This window comes from Nocardioides sp. LMS-CY (assembly GCF_018732145.1).
GTDB classification, from domain to species: domain Bacteria; phylum Actinomycetota; class Actinomycetes; order Propionibacteriales; family Nocardioidaceae; genus Nocardioides; species Nocardioides soli.
Genome location: NZ_CP076104.1, coordinates 2,117,418 through 2,134,329, shown reverse-complemented (window position 1 = coordinate 2,134,329; position 16,912 = coordinate 2,117,418). Strand labels below are relative to the sequence as shown.

Annotated in this window: 16 protein-coding genes; 3 read left to right on the top strand and 13 right to left on the bottom strand. The window is 72.7% G+C overall.

The genetic code is table 11. The annotated features are described in order from the left end of the window. Entirely contained in the window at positions 1 to 1,656 is a 1,656-nt protein-coding gene (locus KM427_RS10320; RefSeq protein ID WP_252275256.1) for a putative PEP-binding protein, read from the bottom strand. A 27-nt stretch (positions 1,657 to 1,683) separates the two neighbouring features. On the opposite strand from KM427_RS10320, the gene KM427_RS10315 reads away from it, so the two are divergent. Further along, the gene (locus KM427_RS10315) at positions 1,684 to 1,941 is read left to right on the top strand and encodes an HPr family phosphocarrier protein (RefSeq protein WP_183590513.1); all 258 of its coding nucleotides are present in this window, start codon (positions 1,684 to 1,686) and stop codon (positions 1,939 to 1,941) included. Here KM427_RS10315 and KM427_RS10310 read toward each other — a convergent pair. The 8 genes from KM427_RS10310 to rimP all read right to left on the bottom strand — a co-directional run bounded on the left by KM427_RS10310 (position 1,938) and on the right by rimP (position 10,289). Then, positions 1,938 to 2,906, bottom strand: a complete 969-nt coding sequence (locus KM427_RS10310; protein ID WP_215527133.1) for a hypothetical protein — start codon at positions 2,904 to 2,906, stop codon at positions 1,938 to 1,940. The genes KM427_RS10315 and KM427_RS10310 overlap by 4 nt on opposite strands. Beyond that, a complete protein-coding gene (locus tag KM427_RS10305) occupies positions 2,903 to 3,835 on the bottom strand; it encodes a bifunctional riboflavin kinase/FAD synthetase (protein WP_215527132.1) in 933 nt (310 codons plus the stop codon). The genes KM427_RS10310 and KM427_RS10305 overlap by 4 nt, the downstream gene beginning before the upstream one ends. A gap of 20 nt (positions 3,836 to 3,855) precedes the next feature. Further along, a complete protein-coding gene (gene truB / locus KM427_RS10300; RefSeq protein WP_215527131.1) occupies positions 3,856 to 4,722 on the bottom strand; it encodes a tRNA pseudouridine(55) synthase TruB in 867 nt (288 codons plus the stop codon). Then, positions 4,715 to 5,227, bottom strand: a complete 513-nt coding sequence (gene rbfA / locus KM427_RS10295; protein ID WP_215527130.1) for a 30S ribosome-binding factor RbfA — start codon at positions 5,225 to 5,227, stop codon at positions 4,715 to 4,717. The genes truB and rbfA overlap by 8 nt, the downstream gene beginning before the upstream one ends. Before the next feature lie 107 nt (positions 5,228 to 5,334). Then, positions 5,335 to 8,151: a translation initiation factor IF-2 gene (infB, locus tag KM427_RS10290; protein ID WP_215527129.1), complete on the bottom strand. Its 2,817-nt coding sequence runs from the start codon at positions 8,149 to 8,151 to the stop codon at positions 5,335 to 5,337. A 136-nt stretch (positions 8,152 to 8,287) separates the two neighbouring features. Next, the gene (locus tag KM427_RS10285) at positions 8,288 to 8,521 is read right to left on the bottom strand and encodes a YlxR family protein (RefSeq protein ID WP_252275254.1); all 234 of its coding nucleotides are present in this window, start codon (positions 8,519 to 8,521) and stop codon (positions 8,288 to 8,290) included. 284 nt (positions 8,522 to 8,805) lie between these two features. Next, the gene (gene nusA / locus KM427_RS10280) at positions 8,806 to 9,789 is read right to left on the bottom strand and encodes a transcription termination factor NusA (protein WP_215527128.1); all 984 of its coding nucleotides are present in this window, start codon (positions 9,787 to 9,789) and stop codon (positions 8,806 to 8,808) included. After that, entirely contained in the window at positions 9,789 to 10,289 is a 501-nt protein-coding gene (rimP, locus tag KM427_RS10275) for a ribosome maturation factor RimP (protein WP_183590521.1), read from the bottom strand. Before rimP ends, nusA begins: the two co-directional genes overlap by 1 nt. Before the next feature lie 118 nt (positions 10,290 to 10,407). On the opposite strand from rimP, the gene KM427_RS10270 reads away from it, so the two are divergent. Together KM427_RS10270 and KM427_RS10265 are read left to right on the top strand one after the other, a co-directional pair. Then, a complete protein-coding gene (locus KM427_RS10270; protein WP_215527127.1) occupies positions 10,408 to 10,827 on the top strand; it encodes a hypothetical protein in 420 nt (139 codons plus the stop codon). Further along, a complete protein-coding gene (locus tag KM427_RS10265; protein WP_183590523.1) occupies positions 10,824 to 11,258 on the top strand; it encodes a ferritin-like domain-containing protein in 435 nt (144 codons plus the stop codon). The genes KM427_RS10270 and KM427_RS10265 overlap by 4 nt, the downstream gene beginning before the upstream one ends. A gap of 199 nt (positions 11,259 to 11,457) precedes the next feature. Here the strand turns inward: KM427_RS10265 and KM427_RS10260 are convergent, their stop codons facing one another. The 4 genes from KM427_RS10260 to KM427_RS10245 all read right to left on the bottom strand — a co-directional run bounded on the left by KM427_RS10260 (position 11,458) and on the right by KM427_RS10245 (position 16,902). Then, positions 11,458 to 13,239 (bottom strand): proline--tRNA ligase, encoded by a 1,782-nt coding sequence (locus KM427_RS10260; protein ID WP_215527126.1) that lies wholly within the window; start codon positions 13,237 to 13,239, stop codon positions 11,458 to 11,460. A gap of 66 nt (positions 13,240 to 13,305) precedes the next feature. Beyond that, a complete protein-coding gene (locus tag KM427_RS10255; protein WP_183590525.1) occupies positions 13,306 to 14,154 on the bottom strand; it encodes a GNAT family N-acetyltransferase in 849 nt (282 codons plus the stop codon). 119 nt (positions 14,155 to 14,273) lie between these two features. Beyond that, a complete protein-coding gene (gene ispG, locus KM427_RS10250) occupies positions 14,274 to 15,425 on the bottom strand; it encodes a flavodoxin-dependent (E)-4-hydroxy-3-methylbut-2-enyl-diphosphate synthase (protein ID WP_183590526.1) in 1,152 nt (383 codons plus the stop codon). 121 nt (positions 15,426 to 15,546) lie between these two features. Beyond that, a complete protein-coding gene (locus KM427_RS10245) occupies positions 15,547 to 16,902 on the bottom strand; it encodes a M50 family metallopeptidase (protein WP_286674371.1) in 1,356 nt (451 codons plus the stop codon). Positions 16,903 to 16,912 lie beyond the last annotated feature (10 nt).

The following is a 16,912-nucleotide window of genomic DNA, read 5'->3' as shown; positions in this document are numbered from 1 at the left end:
TCAGCCCAACAGCGCGCGCACCGCGGCTCGGGCCGACTGCGGGTCGTCGGCCGACAGCGCGGCCTCCGCGGCGTCCTCGCACTGCTGCGAGGTGACCGTCGACAGGCGGGCGCCCACGGGACGGACGGCGGCGGCCGCCATCGACAGGGAGCCGACGCCCATGCCGACCAGCACGCAGGCGAGCAGCGGGTCGGCCGCGGCCTCGCCGCACACCCCCACCGGCTTGCGGGCGTGCAGACCGGCGTCGGCGGTGATCGCGACGAACTGGAGCACCGCCGGCTGCCACGGGTCGGTGAGGTAGGCGAGGTCGGCGGCGCTGCGGTCGGCGGCCATGGCGTACTGCGCCAGGTCGTTGGTGCCGATCGAGAGGAAGTCGACGACCTGGAGCATCCGGTGCGCGAGCAGCGCCGCGCTCGGCACCTCGACCATGATCCCGGCCTTCAGCCCGCGCCGGTGCACCCGGGCCGCGAAGCCCTCGGCCTCGGCGACGGTCGCGACCATCGGCGCCATCACCCACGCCTCTCCCCCGGTCGCGGCGGCGGCCGCCGCGATCGCGTCGAGCTGCCGGTCGAGCAGGCCGGGGTCGTCGGAGCTCAGCCGCAGCCCCCGGACGCCGAGCGCCGGATTGTGCTCGCCGCCGGGGCCGGCGTACGCCAGCGGCTTGTCCGAGCCGGCGTCGAGGGTGCGCAGCACGACGTGCCGGCCGGGGAACGCCGCGAGCACCTCGCCGTACGCCGCGGCCTGCTCGGCGACCGTCGGCTCGGTCTCGCGACCGAGGAAGCCGAGCTCGGTGCGCAGCAGCCCCACGCCCTCGACGGGCGCCCGGGCCGCGGCGCGAGCGGAGGCGCCGTCGGCGACGTTGGCGAGGATCTCCACCGGGTGCCCGTCGGCGGTGCGGCCCGGGCCGCTCCATCCGGCGACGGCGGCGCGCCGGGCGGCGTCGGCGGCGGCCCGGGCCCGCGCGGCCCGGCCGTCGGGGGCGACCTGCACGGTGCCGGCGGCGCCGTCGACGAGCAGCGGGGTGCCGTCGGCGACCGTCGCCACCCCGGCGACGCCGACCACGCAGGGGATCGCGAGCTGGCGGGCGACGATCGCGGTGTGGCTGGTCGGTCCACCGCGACGCAGCACCAGAGCCGTCACTCGCTTCGCGTCGAGGCCGGCTGCTTCGGCGGGCGCCAGGTCGTCGACCACCAGCACGGAGGGCCCGTCCGGGAGGTCGAGGCCGGGCTCGGGGACGCCGAGCAGCCGGGCGACCAGCCGCCGCTCGACGTCGCGCAGGTCGCTCACCCGCTCGGCCATCGACCCGCCCAGGTCGGCGAGCACGGCGACGAAGCGGTCCACGCCGGCCTGTACGGCCGCGACCGGGTCGGCACCGGCGCGGATGTCGAGCGCCACGGCATGGCGCAGGCCCGGGTCGCGGGCCAGCCCCGCGCTCGCGGTGAGCACGGCCGCCGCGTCCCCCGACGCCGCCCGCGCGCGACGCAGGTAGCCGTCGGCGACCTCCTGCGCGGCGAGGTCGTACGCCGCGAGCGCGGCCTCGGCATCGATATGGTGTGGGCCGTCCTGCGGCTCGGCGGCCCGGGGCCCGGCGGGCACGACGTACGCCGGTCCGTAGCCGACGCCCGGCACGACCGGGGTTCCACCCAGCACCGTCACAGGCGCACTCTGCCAGACTGGCCGGCGATGCCCAGCAAGACCGTCGCCGTCGGCTCCCGGGTGGGCCTGCACCTGCGGCCCGCGCAGCTGATCGCCGAGGCCGCCGCCGCGCTCGACGCCGAGGTGCGGATCGGCCGGCCCGGCGCGGAGCCGGTCGACGCCCGCTCCTCGCTCCTGATCATGACGCTCGGCGCCGGCCCGGGCACCGAGGTCGAGGTGTCGAGCGACGACCCGGCCGCGCTCGACGCGATCGTCGCCCTGGTCGAGCGGGACCTCGACGCCTAGACCTGCCCGCGCAGGGCGAGATAGACCGCTCGCATCCCGACGGCCCGCTCGAGCTCGCGGGTGACGCCGCCGAAGAACTGGGCGCGGTAGGCCTCGTCGGTCACCGTCGACACCATCAGGTAGAGCCCGGAGAACGCCGACAGGAACACCGACACCTGCACGAGCGCGCGGGAGGGGGTGAACTCCGGATCGGTCTGCCAGGCGCTGGTCACCGGGCCGGTCATGATGATCGACCCGAAGACCATCAGGAACGCGAACACGGTCAGCGACAGCAGCAGCACCTGGACGGTCTGCACGACGAGCAGCACGAGGATCAGGTTCCAGCGCTCGTAGCCGGTCACCTCGGCGTACGCCGCGGGGTCGGCCGCCGGGTCGCCGACCAGCTCACGGCACGGCTCCTCGAGCGGGGTGCCGCGGCAGGCCCGCACCAGCAGCGCGTCGTCGACGGCGTCGTCGGCGCGGTCGACCTCGTCGGGCAGCCGCACCAGCAGGAAGCCGATCGCCAGCGCCGAGAAGAGCGCGACCACCAGCCACAGCGACGCGACGGTGAGGTTGGCCGCGACCTGCCATACCTCGGTGTTGATGAAGAGGAACGTGATCGCGAGCAGCAGCAGCGGCAGCGCCCGCGTGGTCATCGGCAGCACGAAGCGCAGGCTGCCGAAGGTCCGGCCCAGGCCCCAGGCGACGATCTGGCGGGCGTGCAGCGCGGTCAGGGCGTACCAGAGCACCGCCAGCGCGCCGAGCGCCACCAGCGTCGCCGGCGCCGCGCTGAACTCGCCCGAGACCCACGCGATCACGCCGCCCGCCCCGGCCGAGAGCAGGGCGACCAGGACCACCAGCGGGACCGTGCGCCTAAGCCGGAGCGCGTTGCGCACGTCGGCCCGGCGCTCGGGCACGAAGTAGGAGAGACCGTGCTGGAGGAACCACGCGTCGGTGGCCGCGAGCGTCTCCTCCCGCGAGGTCACGCGAGTAGCTCGCGGGCCCGGTCGACGTCGGCGGTCATCTGCTCGATCAGGGACTCGACGGACTCGAACGCCACCATGCCGCGCAGCCGATCCACGAAGCTGACCTCGACCTCGACGCCGTAGAGCTCGAGGTCGGTGCGGTCCAGCACGTAGCTCTCGACCCGCCGGTCGCGCACCCCGTCGAAGGTCGGGTTGGTGCCGACGCTGATCGCGGCCGGGAACACCTCGCCGGTGTCGAGGCGGCGCAGCCGGCCCGCGTAGACACCGTCCGGGGGTACGGCGGTCATCGCCGGCGCGGGCACGTTGGCGGTGGGGAACCCCAGCTCGCGACCGCGCTGGTCGCCGCGGATCACCACGCCACGCACGGCGTACGGCCGCCCGAGCGCCTCGGCGGCCCCCGCGACGTCGCCGGCGGCCAGGCTCATCCGGACGTACGTCGACGACCACACCTGCGGCCCGCCGTCGAGCGGGATGCCCTCGACCGTGAAGCCGTGCCGCTCCCCCGCCTCGTGCAGCGTCGCGACGTCGCCGGACGCGCGGTTGCCGAAGCGGAAGTTGGCGCCGACGACGACCGCCGCGGCCCGCAGGGACTGCACGAGCACCCGCTGGATGAACTCCTTCGGCGACCAGCCGGCGACGCCGCGGTCGAAGGGCAGGGCCAGCACGTCGTCGGCGCCCGCCTCGCCGAGCAGCTCGGCGCGGACCTCGACGGTCGTGAGGGTGGTCGGAGCGTGCTCGGGGCGCAGCACCGCCATCGGGTGCGGGTCGAAGGTGACCGCGACCACGCGCAGCGACCGGTCCCGGGCGATCTGTCGCGCGCGGGCCAGCACGTGCCGGTGCCCGAGGTGCACCCCGTCGAAGTTGCCGATGACCACGGCGGTCGGTCCGAGGTCGGCCGGGACCTCACCGAGAGAGCGCCAGATCTGCACGGCGAGAACACTATCGGGGCTCACCCGGTGAACACCGCGACGGGCCGGGCCCGACCGTCCTTCGGCTCGTAGAGCGCGAGGAACTCCCCGTCCGGCGCGAACACCGCCGAGAGCCCCGCCAGGTCGACGTCGATCGCCCGGCCGACCCGCACGTCGCCCGCCTGGCGCTCGTCGAGGTCGACCGACGCGAACGCCGCGCGGGCGGCGGCCGCGATCGGCATCATCGCGAACCCGTCGCCGAGCTCGTCGAGCGTGCGGGCGTCGGCGAGCGCGTAGGGGCCGACGGCGGTACGCCGCAGCGACGTCAGGTGCCCCCCGACACCCAGCCGGGCGCCGAGGTCGCGGGCGATGGCGCGGATGTAGGTGCCGCTGGAGCAGCGGACCGAGACGTCCAGCTCGTCGCGCCGCACCGCGTGCACCACGAGCTCGTGCACGGTGACCGGCCGCGCCTTCAGCTCGACCTGCTCGCCGTCGCGCACCCGCTGGTAGGCCCGCTTGCCGTCGACCTTGATCGCCGAGACGGCGGTCGGCACCTGCAGCAGGTCGCCGACGAACTCCGCCGCGGCCGCTCGCACCTGCGCCTCGTCGAGGCCGTCGGTCGCGACGGTCGCGGTCACCTCGCCCTCGGCGTCGTCGGTGCTCGTCGCCACGCCGAGCCGGATCGTCGCGTCGTACGCCTTCTCGGTCAGCATCAGGTGCCCGAGCAGCCGGGTCGCCCGGTTGACGCCGAGCACCAGCACCCCGGTCGCCATCGGGTCGAGTGTGCCGGCGTGGCCGACCTTCCGGGTGCCGGCGAGCCGCCGCACCCGGGACACGACGTCGTGCGACGTCATGCCTCCGGCCTTGTCGACGACGACCAGGCCGGACCCAGCGCCGGACTCACTCATCGTCGAGGTCGGCGTCCTCGGCGTCCTCGGCGTCCTCGGCCTCGCGGGGTGGTTCCTGAGGAGCCGAGGTACGAGGCGTCTCGAAGGGCTTCTTGTAGGGGTCGGCCTCGCCGGCGTACGCCGTGCCGCGCGCCGCCGCCACGGCCTCGTCCTGCTGCCTGGCCCGGGCCAGCACCTCGTCGAGGTGCCGAGCGGACTCGGGCAGGGCGTCGGCCACGAACGTCAGCGACGGCGCGTGCCGCATGCCCAGCTGCTTCGCGACCTCGGAGCGCAGCAGCCCCTTGGCCGACTCGAGCGCGGCGGCCGTAGCGGCGAGCGCCGCCTCGTCGTCCCCGGTGGAGTCCAGGACGGTGTAGAAGATCGTGGCCTGCTGCGAGTCGCCGGTCAGGCGGACGTCGGTGATGGTCACGAAGCCGAGGCGCGGGTCCTTGATCCGGCGCTCCAGCATCTCCGCGACGATGACCTGGATCCGATCGGCGATCTTGCGGACGCGAGGGCTGCTCATGATTCCTACTCTCTCAAACGCCGAGTCGGCGCCAGTTTCCCGCCGTAACGCACCGAGCCGGCGCCAGTTTCCGCGCAGGGCGGGAAACTGGCGCCGACTCGGCCGGGTCAGCTGCGGGGGATCTCCCGCATCTCGAAGGCCTCGACGATGTCGCCTTCCTTGATGTCCTGGAAGTTGCGCAGCACCAGACCACACTCGAAGCCCTCGCGGACCTCGGACGCGTCGTCCTTCTCGCGCTTGAGCGACTGCAGGTCGAGGTTGTCGGCCACGACGGAGCCGTCGCGGATGACGCGGACCTTGGCGTTGCGCCGGATCACGCCGCTGGTGACCATGCAACCGGCGATGTTGCCGATCTTGGACGAGCGGAAGATCGCGCGGATCTCCGCCTGGCCCAGGGTCGACTCCTCGTACTCCGGCTTGAGCATGCCCTTGAGCGCGGCCTCGATCTCCTCGATGGCCTGGTAGATGACGGTGTAGTACCGGATCTCCACGCCCTCGCGGTCGGCCAGCTCCGTCGCCTTGCCCTGCGGGCGGACGTTGAAGCCGATGATGATCGCGTCGGAGGCGGCGGCCAGGTCGACGTTGGTCTCGGTGATCGCACCGACACCGCGGTCGATGACCCGCAGGCTGACCTCGTCGCCGACGTCGATCTTCGCCAGCGCGTCCTCGAGCGCCTCGACCGAACCGGACACGTCGCCCTTGAGGATGAGGTTGAGCTCCTGGCTCTCGCCCTTCTCCATGGAGGCCATGAAGTCCTCGAGCGTACGACGCACGCGGCGCTTGGCCTGCATGGCCGCCCGCTCGCGGGCCTCACGCTTCTCGGCGATCTGGCGCGCCATCCGGTCGTCCTCGACGACGATGAAGTTCTGGCCCGCGCCGGGGACGGCGCTCAGACCCAGGACCATCGCCGGGCGGGACGGGCCGGCCTCGGTGAGCTCGTTGCCGTACTCGTCGAGCATCGCGCGGACCCGGCCGTGGGCCGGACCGGCGACGATCGAGTCGCCGACGTGCAGCGTGCCGCGCTGGACCAGGACGGTCGCGACCGGGCCGCGACCGCGGTCCAGGTGCGCCTCGATGACCAGACCCTGCGCGTCCCGGTCGGGGTTCGCGGACAGGTCCAGCGACGCGTCGGCCGTCAGCACGACCGCCTCGAGCAGCTTGTCGAGGTTGAGCTCGGACTTGGCCGAGACGTCGACGAACATCGTGTCGCCGCCGTACTCCTCGGGCACCAGGCCGTACTCGGTCAGCTGGCCGCGGACCTTGGTCGGGTCGGCCTCGGGCTTGTCGATCTTGTTGACCGCGACCACGATCGGGACCCCGGCCGCCTTGGCGTGGTTGAGCGCCTCGACGGTCTGCGGCATCACGCCGTCGTCGGCGGCGACCACGAGGATCGCGATGTCCGACGACTGCGAGCCACGGGCACGCATGGCGGTGAACGCCTCGTGACCCGGGGTGTCGATGAAGGTGATGCGGCGGTCCTCGCCGTCGACCTCGGTGTGTACCTGGTAAGCACCGATGTGCTGGGTGATGCCACCGGCCTCGCCCGAGGCGACGTTGGCGCTGCGGAGCGCGTCGAGCAGGCGGGTCTTTCCGTGGTCGACGTGGCCCATGACGGTGACGACCGGCGGACGCGCCTCGGCGGCCTCCTCGTCGTCCTCGTCGTCGCCGAACTCGATGTCGAAGGACTCGAGCAGCTCGCGGTCCTCGTCCTCCGGGGACACGACCTGGACGACGTAGTTGAGCTCCTCACCGAGCAGCTCGAGGGTCTCGTCGTTGACCGACTCGGTCGCGGTGACCATCTCGCCGAGGCTGAACAGCATCTGCACCAGCGACGCGGCGTCGACGTTGATCTTCTCCGCGAAGTCGGTCAGCGAGGCGCCCCGCGGCAGGCGGACGGTCTCGCCGTTGCCCTTGCGGACGCGCACGCCGCCGATCGTCGGGGCCTCCATGGCCTCGAACTCCTGGCGACGCGCCCGCTTCGACTTGCGACCGCGCCGCGAGGGACCGCCCGGGCGACCGAAGGCACCCTGGGTCTGGCCGCGCTGACCGGGACGACCGCCACCGGGACGACCGCCGCTGGGGCCGAAGCCACCGGGACGACCCGGCGCGCCGGCGCCGGCACCGGGACGACCGGGGGCGCCACCGCGACCCGGCGCGCCACCGCGGCCGGGGGCACCGGGACGACCGGGACCGCCGGCACGGGCACCCGGGCCCTGGCCGAACGCGGCCGGGGACTTGGGCATCATCGCCGGGTTGGGACGCGGCATGCCCGGACGGCCGCCGGGTGCCGGCGGGCGCGGCGGCCGGTTGTCGCCGCCACCGGTCGTCGGAGCCGGGCGCTCGCCCGGCGCCGGACGACGGCCCATGCCCTGGCTGGACGCGAACGGGTTGTTGCCCGGACGCGGCGCACCGGGGCGGCCGACCGGACGCGGCGCCGGTGCCTTGGGCGCGGGGGCCTTCGGGGACGGCGCGGCGTCGGCGGCCGGCGCCTCGGGCTCAGGCTCGGGCTCGGCCGGCGGGGCCGGGGGCTCCTCGGCCTTCGGGCCGGGGCGGGGGCCGGGCTTGGGGGCGGCCTTCTTCGCCGGGGCCGCCTCGGCCTCGCCGCGCTCCTCGACGGGGGCAGCGGGTGCCGCCGCGGCGGCGGGAGCCTCGGCGGCCGGGGTCTCCACGACCGGGGCCTCGGCGGCCTTCTTGGCCGGGGCCTTCTTCGCGGCCGGCTTGGCCGGTGCCGCGTCGGCGGGAGCCGCGGCCTGCTCGGCCTTCAGCTTGTCGCCGTACTCCTTGCGGAACCGCATCTCAGCGGGAAGTTCGACCGTGGAGCTCGCCGACTTGACGAACTCCCCCATCTCCTTGAACTTCTCGAGAACGAACTTGCTCTCGACTCCGAACTCCTTGGCGAGTTCGTGAACTCGGGTCTTAGCCACGCTTCTCCTTCTGGCCTCGAACCCGAGTTCCCGCAGATCGGCTGGGGGGAGATCGAGACCGTTAGTGGGTGTGCACGCTCATCGCGAAGTACTCATCGAGTGCTCATGAGCAGGTGCTCCAGTTTCTGTCGGACGGTCAGGTTGGTTCTGCGCGCGAGTCGAGGTACTCGCCCAGCGGTGCGGTGGCCAGCCCCGCCCCGCCTCGCCCCTGGTCTCCCAGGAAGCGAAGGGCCCGGGCGAACGCTCGCCGCCGCACCGCGAGCTCGTAGCACTCGGGGGTGGGGTGGAGGTGCGCTCCCCGCCCGGGTGCGGTGCCCTGCGGATCGGGCACGACGGCCGGGTGGCCGTGCGCATCCGAGCCGACGGTCACCCGCAGCAACTCGCTCTTCGTGGCCCGCTCCCGGCACCCCACACACGTCCGAACCGGGCCCCCGGGTTCAGCGGAGGGGGCCGGGAGATCCGGGCATGCTGCAGAGAAGTGTTCACGCGCCACTGACGACAACCCTACCCCCACGAGCCCCTCGATTTCGAACTGGGCCTCGCCCGGGCCGAGCGCCCCGCGAGGCCTGCTGGGTTTCGACGCGCTCGCGCGACTTCGTTCCTCAGTCGCGTCGCTTGCTCAACCTGGCCGAGCCCACGCGCCGCCTTCGTTCCTCAGGCGTCGCTGCTCGTCTCAGCCTCGTCGCTGCGGATGTCGATGCGCCAGCCGGTGAGGCGGGCGGCGAGGCGGGCGTTCTGGCCCTCCTTGCCGATCGCCAGCGAGAGCTGGAAGTCGGGCACCACGACCCGCGCGGAGCGGGCCTCGGCGTCGATCACCTCGACCGAGGTGACCCGGGCGGGCGAGAGCGCGTTGGCGACCAACTGGGCCGGCTCGTCGGACCAGTCGACGATGTCGATCTTCTCGCCGTGCAGCTCCGACATCACGTTGCGCACCCGCGAGCCCATCGGCCCGATGCAGGCGCCCTTGGCGTTGACGCCGGGGGCGGTCGAGCGCACCGCGATCTTGGTGCGGTGGCCGGCCTCGCGGGCGATCGCCGCGATCTCGACGGTGCCGTCGGCGATCTCGGGGACCTCGAGTGCGAACAGCTTCTTCACCAGGTTCGGGTGCGAGCGGGACAGGGTGACCTGCGGCCCACGCATGCCCTTGCGCACCGACACGACCAGGCACTTGATGCGGGTGCCGTGGTCGTAACGCTCGCCCGGGACCCGCTCGCCGACCGGCAGCAGCGCCTCGAGCTTGCCGAGGTCGACCATCACGTCGTCCGGGTTGCGGCCCTGCTGGATGATCCCCGAGATGACGTCGCCCTCGCGGCCGGAGAACTCACCGAACCGGATGTCGTCCTCGGCGTCGCGCAGCCGCTGCAGCATGATCTGCTTGGCGGTCGTCGCGGCGATCCGGCCGAAGCCCTCGGGAGTGTCGTCGTACTCCCCGACCACGTTGCCCTCGTCGTCGAGCTCGCTGGCGAGCACGGTGACGTGCCCGGACTTGCGGTCCAGGTCGACGCGGGCCCGCTCCTGCGCGCCCGGGGTCTTGTGGTACGCCGTGAGCAGTGCCTGCTCGATGGCCTCCACCAGCACGTCGAACGAGATCTCCTTCTCCCGCTCGAGCATGCGCAGGATGCTCATGTCGATGTCCATCAGGCCTCCTCGCCCCCGTCACCCTCGTCGCCGCGGCGGTTGAACTCCACTTGCACCAGCGCCTTCTTCACCTCGGCGTACGCGACCTGCTGCCGCGCGCCGTCGACCTCGAGCGTGGCGGCGTCGTCGGTCGACTCGAGGATCCGCCCGGTGACGGTGCTCCCGTCGGCGCCGGTCACCTTGACCAGGCGGCCGGCGTTGCGCCGCCAGTGGCGCGGGAGCGTGAGCGGGCGGTCGACACCGCGCGAGGTGACCTCGAGCGTGTAGGGGTGCTCCCCCATCACGTCGGACTCGTCGAGCACCCGGTTGACCTCGCGGGTGGCCTCGGCGACCTCGTCGAGGGTCACCCCGCCGTCCTTGTCGACGGCGACCCGCAGGATCCGGCGCTTACCGGCCGGAGTGATCTCGACGGCCTCGATGTCGAGGCCCAGGGCACGCAGGGGGTCGTCGAGCTCGGCCTCGATCCGCTCCCTGGTGGCGTCCTGGTTGGCGCTGCTCACGGGTGGGCGACCTCCTTGTGCTGTTGTTGATCGTCAACCATAGCCGCTCCGGGGCACGGCGGCGGCACGGCGGCATCACGGCGGCATCACGGCGGCCAGAGGGGTTAGGGTCGGCGCCGTGCCCGCAGCGTCCCGCCTCTCCCGCCGCGCCGCGCTGGCCGTCGGCGTGGGCGGTCTGCTCGGGGTCTCCGGCTGCGGTCAGGACGCCCCGGCACCACTGCGCCCCGCCGCCGCGGGAGACCCCGACGAGGCCCTCGTCGACGAGGCGGTCGCCCGGATCACGGCGACCGCCGCGAAGTCCGGACGGGTGCCGCAGCTGACCGCGATGCACGCCGCGCACCTGGCCGCGCTCGAGGCCGAGGCGCCGGTCGCCGCGGCCGCCTCGCGCCGGCAGCTGCGCCGGGCCGAGCGCGACCTGCAGGAGTTCCTGGAGGACGCCGCGGTGCGCGCCGAGAGCGGCCCGCTCGCCCGGCTGCTGGCGTCGATGTCGGCGTCGGTCTCCCAGCACCTCGCCGCACTGCCGTCGGAGGCGACGTGAGCGACGTCGACGCCCTCCAGACCACGCTCGCGGCGGAGCATGCCGCCGTCTACGTCTTCGGCGTGCTCGGCGGGCGCACCTCGCGCAGCGCGATGCCGGTCCTCTACGCCGCGGTCTCGGCGGCGTACGCCGCGCACCGGGGGCGACGGGATCAGCTGACCGGCTGGCTCGTCGACGCGGGCGCCGAGCCGGTCGCGGCCGAGCCGGCCTACGTCGTGCCGGCGGACCTCGAGCGCGCCGAGCGGATCGCGCGGGTAGCGCGGGAGACGGAGCGGGCGTGCGCCACGACGTACGCCTGGCTGGTCGCGAACGCCGTCGACGAGACGCGGCGCTGGGCGATCCGGGCGCTGAACGAGACAGCGGTCCGCGAACTCGCCTTCCGGGGAACTCCCGAGATGTTCCCCGGAGCCGGCGAGCACGCGGACCGCTGAGGCCTGGACTGGCCCGCGAGCGAGGCACCGCCGGGATGTGGGGGGACTGGCGGCTCCTCGCTCTTGCAAAAGCATGCAACAGAGCGCCCCGAAGGCGCGATAGCCCGCCAACCTCACGTTTGTGCATTGCACAAACGTGCAGATCCCGCCCGGGCGCGGCCACGCCCGGACGGGACGCCGGGCGGTCGGCCCGTGCCGCTCAGGCCTTGACGAGGCGGACCAGGTGGTCGACCACGTGGTCCGCGGCGACGTCCTCACGGGCACCGGTGGCGCGGTCCTTGACCTCGATGGTGCCGTCGGCGAGGCCCTTCCCGACGATCACGATCGTCGGGACGCCGATCAGCTCGGCGTCCTTGAACTTCACGCCGGGGCTGACCTTCGGGCGGTCGTCGTACAGCACCTCGACGCCGCGCGAGGCGAGCTCGTGGGCGATCCGCTCGGCGGCCGCGTAGACCTGCTCGTCCTTGCCGGTGGCCACCAGGTGCACGTCGGCGGGCGCGACCTCCCGCGGCCACGACAGCCCGAGGTCGTCGAGGGTCCCCTCGGCGATCGCGGCCACCGCACGCGAGGGTCCGATGCCGTAGGAGCCCATCGTGACGGTGACCAGCTTGCCGGACTCGTCGAGCACCTTGAGGTCGAGCGCGTCGGCGTACTTGCGGCCGAGCTGGAAGATGTGGCCCATCTCGATGCCGCGGGCGGTCTCGAGGGTGCCGCCGGCACCCCCCTCGACCCCACAGACGGGGCACGGGTCGCCGTCGCGCACCTCGGCGGCCTCGATCGTGCCGTCGGGGGTGAAGTCGCGGCCGACGACCAGGTCGAGGACGTGGCTGCCGTCGACGTTCGCCCCGGTCACCCAGCTGGTGCCCGCGACCACGCGGGGGTCGACCAGGTAGCGGATGCCCGACTCGCCCTTCTCCCCCAGCGCCCCGGGGCCGATGTAGCCCTTGACCAGGCTCGGGTGACTCTTGAACTCCGTTTCGTCGAACGGCTCGACCTCGATCGGCTCCAGCTGGCCCTCGAGGCGCTTCTGGTCGACCTCGCGGTCGCCGGGAACGCCGATCGCGATCGGCTCGCGGGTACCGTCCGGGTGCTTGAGGACGATCAGGACGTTCTTCAGCGTGTCGCCGGCGGTCCACGGGCGGTCGGCGCGCGGGAACGCGTCGTTGAGGTGGTCGACCAGGGTCTGGATGGTCGGCGTGTCGGGCGTCTGCTCCGCGTGGGCGGCGGGCAGGCCGTCGTACGGCACCGGCCGCGGCGGCGCCACCTGCACGGCCTCGACGTTCGCGGCGTAGTCGCACTTCGTGCAGCGGACGTAGGTGTCCTCGCCGACCTCGGCCCGGGCCAGGAACTCCTCGGACTTCGACCCGCCCATGGCGCCGGAGGTCGCCTTGACGATGACGTACTCGAAGCCGAGCCGGTCGAAGATCCGGATGTAGGCGTCGCGGTGCTTCTGGTAGCTCGCGTCGAGGCCCGCGTCGTCGATGTCGAACGAGTAGGAGTCCTTCATCACGAACTCGCGGCCGCGCAGCAGGCCGGCCCGCGGCCGCGCCTCGTCGCGGTACTTGGTCTGGATCTGGTAGATGACCAGCGGCAGGTCCTTGTAGGAGCTGTAGAGGTCCTTGACCACGAGGGTGAACATCTCCTCGTGGGTCGGGCCCAGCAGGTAGTCGGCGCCCTTGCGGTCGTGGAGGCGGAAGATGTTGTCGCCGTACTCCGTCCACCGGTTGGTCGCCTCGTAGGGCTCGCGCGGCAGCAGCGCGGGGAAGCTGAGCTCCTGGCCGCCGATGGAGTCCATCTCCTCGCGGATGATGCTCTCGATGCGGCGCAGCACCTTCAGCCCCAGCGGCAGCCAGGTGTAGATGCCGGGCGCCGCACGGCGGATGTAGCCGGCGCGGACGAGCAGCCGGTGCGACGGCACCTCGGCGTCCGCCGGGTCCTCCCGCAGGGTCCGCACGAACAGGCTCGACATCCGCATGATCATGGCGAGAAGGCTACTTGTGGGGGTCCACGGGCAGCGAACCAGTAAGGCCGGTGCCCCGGGGCCGGCTCAGAACATCACGGTCGCGAAGCGCGCGGTCTCGCGGAAGCCGACCTTCTCGTAGACGGCGCGCGCCGGGGAGTTCCACTCGTTGACGTAGAGCGAGACCACCGGCGCGATCTCGCGGCGGACCAGCTCGACGACGGCCGCCATGCCGGCGGTCGCCAGTCCACGGCCGCGGAACTCGGGCGGCACGAAGACGCCCTGGACCTGCGCGGCGTACGGCGTCGCGCAGGCGACCTCGGCCTTGAACACCAGCCGGCCGGAGTCGTCGAAGCGGGCGTAGGACCAGCCGCGGCTCACCAGCTGCGCGACCCGGGCCCGGTAGAGCTCGGTGCCGCCGCCCCACTCCGGGGAGACGCCCACCTCCTCGGTGTACATGGCGACGCAGGCCGGGTAGAGCTGCTCCATGTCGGACTTGGTGGTCCGCCGGACGTACGGGTCGATCGGCGCGTGCGGCGGCGTCGAGATCTCGAGGTGCGGCTGGTCCCACCGGGCCTCCCGGGGCCGGCCCCAGCTGCTGGCGACGCCGTTCCAGAACGCCCGGACCGGCTCCTGCGGACCGACGATCGTCGACACCGTGCGGCCGCGGGCGAGGGCGCGCTCGGCGAACGCCGCGGCGTCGTCGGCGGTGGCGCAGATCGGCACCAGGTTGGCGCCGACGTGGCAGGCCGCGGTGAGCTCGCCCGCGACGAACCGGCCCCACATCTCGCCGCCGAGCCAGCGCGGCTCGAGGTTCGTGGTGGTCGCGCGATAGTCGGCGAAGACGTTGACGACCGGCTCGCGGCGGGCGAGCGCCAGGAAGGCGTCCAGATCGGGGGCACCGAGCGGCCGGACGCCGTGGCGGGTCGTGAGCACGGCGGCAGCCTAGTACCCAGACCGGGAACGCCCGGAGCGATGCCGAGCGAGCACGACGAAGCCCACGACCACGAGGACCGCTGCCGCGACCAGGAGCACCAGCGGCAGCAGCAGGGACATCACGAGACCGTGACGCTGGCCGAGGCTCCGTCGACCGACTCCATGCCCTCGGCGATCCGCATCGCCTCTTCGATGAGGGTCTCCACGATCTGCGACTCGGGCACGGTCTTGATGACCTCGCCCTTGACGAAGATCTGCCCCTTGCCGTTGCCGGAGGCGACGCCGAGGTCGGCCTCACGGGCCTCGCCGGGGCCGTTGACGACGCAGCCCATGACCGCGACCCGCAGCGGGACCTCCATGCCCTCCAGGCCGGCGGTCACCTCGTCGGCGAGTTTGTAGACGTCGACCTGGGCGCGTCCGCAGGACGGGCACGAGACGATCTCGAGCCGACGGGGCCGCAGGTTCAGCGACTCCAGGATCTGGAGCCCGACCTTGACCTCCTCGACCGGCGGCGCGGACAGCGAGACGCGGATGGTGTCGCCGATGCCCCGCGAGAGCAGCGCCCCGAACGCCGTCGCCGACTTGATCGTGCCCTGGAACGCCGGGCCGGCCTCGGTCACCCCGAGGTGCAGCGGCCAGTCGCCGCGCTCGGCCAGCATCTCGTAGGCGCGCACCATCACGACCGGGTCGTTGTGCTTCACCGAGATCTTGAAGTCGTGGAAGTCGTGCTCCTCGAAGAGGCTCGCCTCCCACACCGCCGACTCGACGAGTGCCTCCGGCGTGGCCTTGCCGTACTTCTCGAGCAGCCGCTTGTCGAGCGAACCGGCGTTGACGCCGATCCGGATCGACGTACCGCGGTCCTTCGCGGCGCGGGCGATCTCCTTGACCTGGTCGTCGAACCTCTTGATGTTGCCGGGGTTGACGCGGACGGCCGCGCAGCCGGCGTCGATCGCGGCGAAGACGTACTTCGGCTGGAAGTGGATGTCGGCGATCACCGGGATCTGCGAATGCTGGGCGATCTCAGGGAGCGCCTCGGCGTCGTCCTGGCTCGGGCAGGCCACCCGCACGATGTCGCAGCCGGACGCCGTGAGCTCCGCGATCTGCTGGAGGGTCCGGTTGACGTCGGCGGTGACGGTCGTGGTCATCGACTGCACGGAGATCGGGTGGTCGCTGCCGACGCCGACCTTGCCCACCTGGATCTGGCGGGTCTTGCGGCGGGGCGCGAGCACCGGCGGCGGCGCCGCGGGCATGCCCAGGCTGATCTCGGTCATGTGCCGACCCTAGCCGAGGGCGACGAAGGAGCCCGCGGCGTGGGGAGGCAGGTTGAGCAAGCCCGCGACCGAGCCTGCGAGGTCGCGACGGCGCGTCGAAACCAAGGATCCTAGGTCCCGGTCAGGACGCGATCCGAACGGGGACGACCAGGTCCCCGACGATCAGCACCGCACCCATGACCAGCAGCACGCTGGCCACGCAGTAGGCGATCGGCAACAGCCGCGCGACATCGACGTACCCGGGATCCGGGCGGCCGCGCAGCCGGGCCATCCCGCGGCGGATCGCCTCCCAGAGCGCGCCCGCGATGTGGCCGCCGTCGAGCGGCAGCAGCGGGATGAAGTTGAACATGCCGATGAAGAAGTTGAAGCCCGCGATCAGCATCAGCAGGAAGACGGCCTTCTCCTTGACCGGGAACGCCTCCTCCGACACGGTCTCGCCCGCGATCCGGCCGCCCCCGACGATGCTCACGGGGCCGTTGGGGTCGCGCTCCTGGATGCCGACGATCGCCTCGGCGACGTCCCACACCTTCACCGGGAGGGTGCCGAGGGCGACGACCGTGTCCTTGGTCATCCGGCCCATCTGGTCGACGGTGTAGATCGGCCCGCCCGTGTTGAGGCCGCCCAGGGTCGGGCTCACCCCGAGGAAGCCGACCTGGGTGAGGTCGGCGTCGGTGGTCGACGTGGGTCGGGCGGTCACGGTCGTGTTCGTGCTGAGCGTGAGCTGCCGACCGTCGCGCTCGACCACGATCGTGGCGGCGCCGTCGTCGTTGGCGCGGATCTCCTTCTGGAGCGCCTCCCAGCTCGTGAACGGCACGCCGTTGAACGACACGATCCGGTCGCCGACCTCGATCCCGGCGGCCTTCGCCGGCGCGACCGGATCGGTCGGACTGCAGGCACGGTCACCCTCGGAGGCGGGCAGCACGCAGTCGACCACCGTGCTGACGACCGGGCTGTAGGGCTTGGGATCGCTCAGGTTGCCGTACGTCGCGAAGACCCCGGCGAAGATGAAGAAGGCGATCAGGATGTTCACCGTGGGCCCGCCGGCCATCACGATGACCTTCTTCCACCACGCCATCTTGTAGAAGAGCCGGTCGGAGTCCTCCGGCCGGATCGTCTCCCACTCGGCCGCGCGCGCGTCCGAGATCAGCTGGGTGAACATGCCGGTGTTGGACTTGCGCACCCGCACGACCTGGTTGCCCTGGGCGTCGACCGTGACGTCGTCGGCGAGCTCCACCGCACCGGGCGGCAGCATCCCGACGATCTTGACGAAGCCGCCGAGCGGGATCGCCTTCACGCCGTACTCGGTCTCCCCGACCTGCTTGCTCCAGACCGTGGGCCCGAAGCCGATGAAGTACTGGGTGACCTTGCCGCCGAACTTCTTGGCCGGGATCATGTGGCCGAGCTCGTGGAGGGCGATCGAGGCCATGATGGCGGTCGCGAAGATCACCACACCGAGCAGGTAGAACAGGGCGCTCACTGGCCATCCT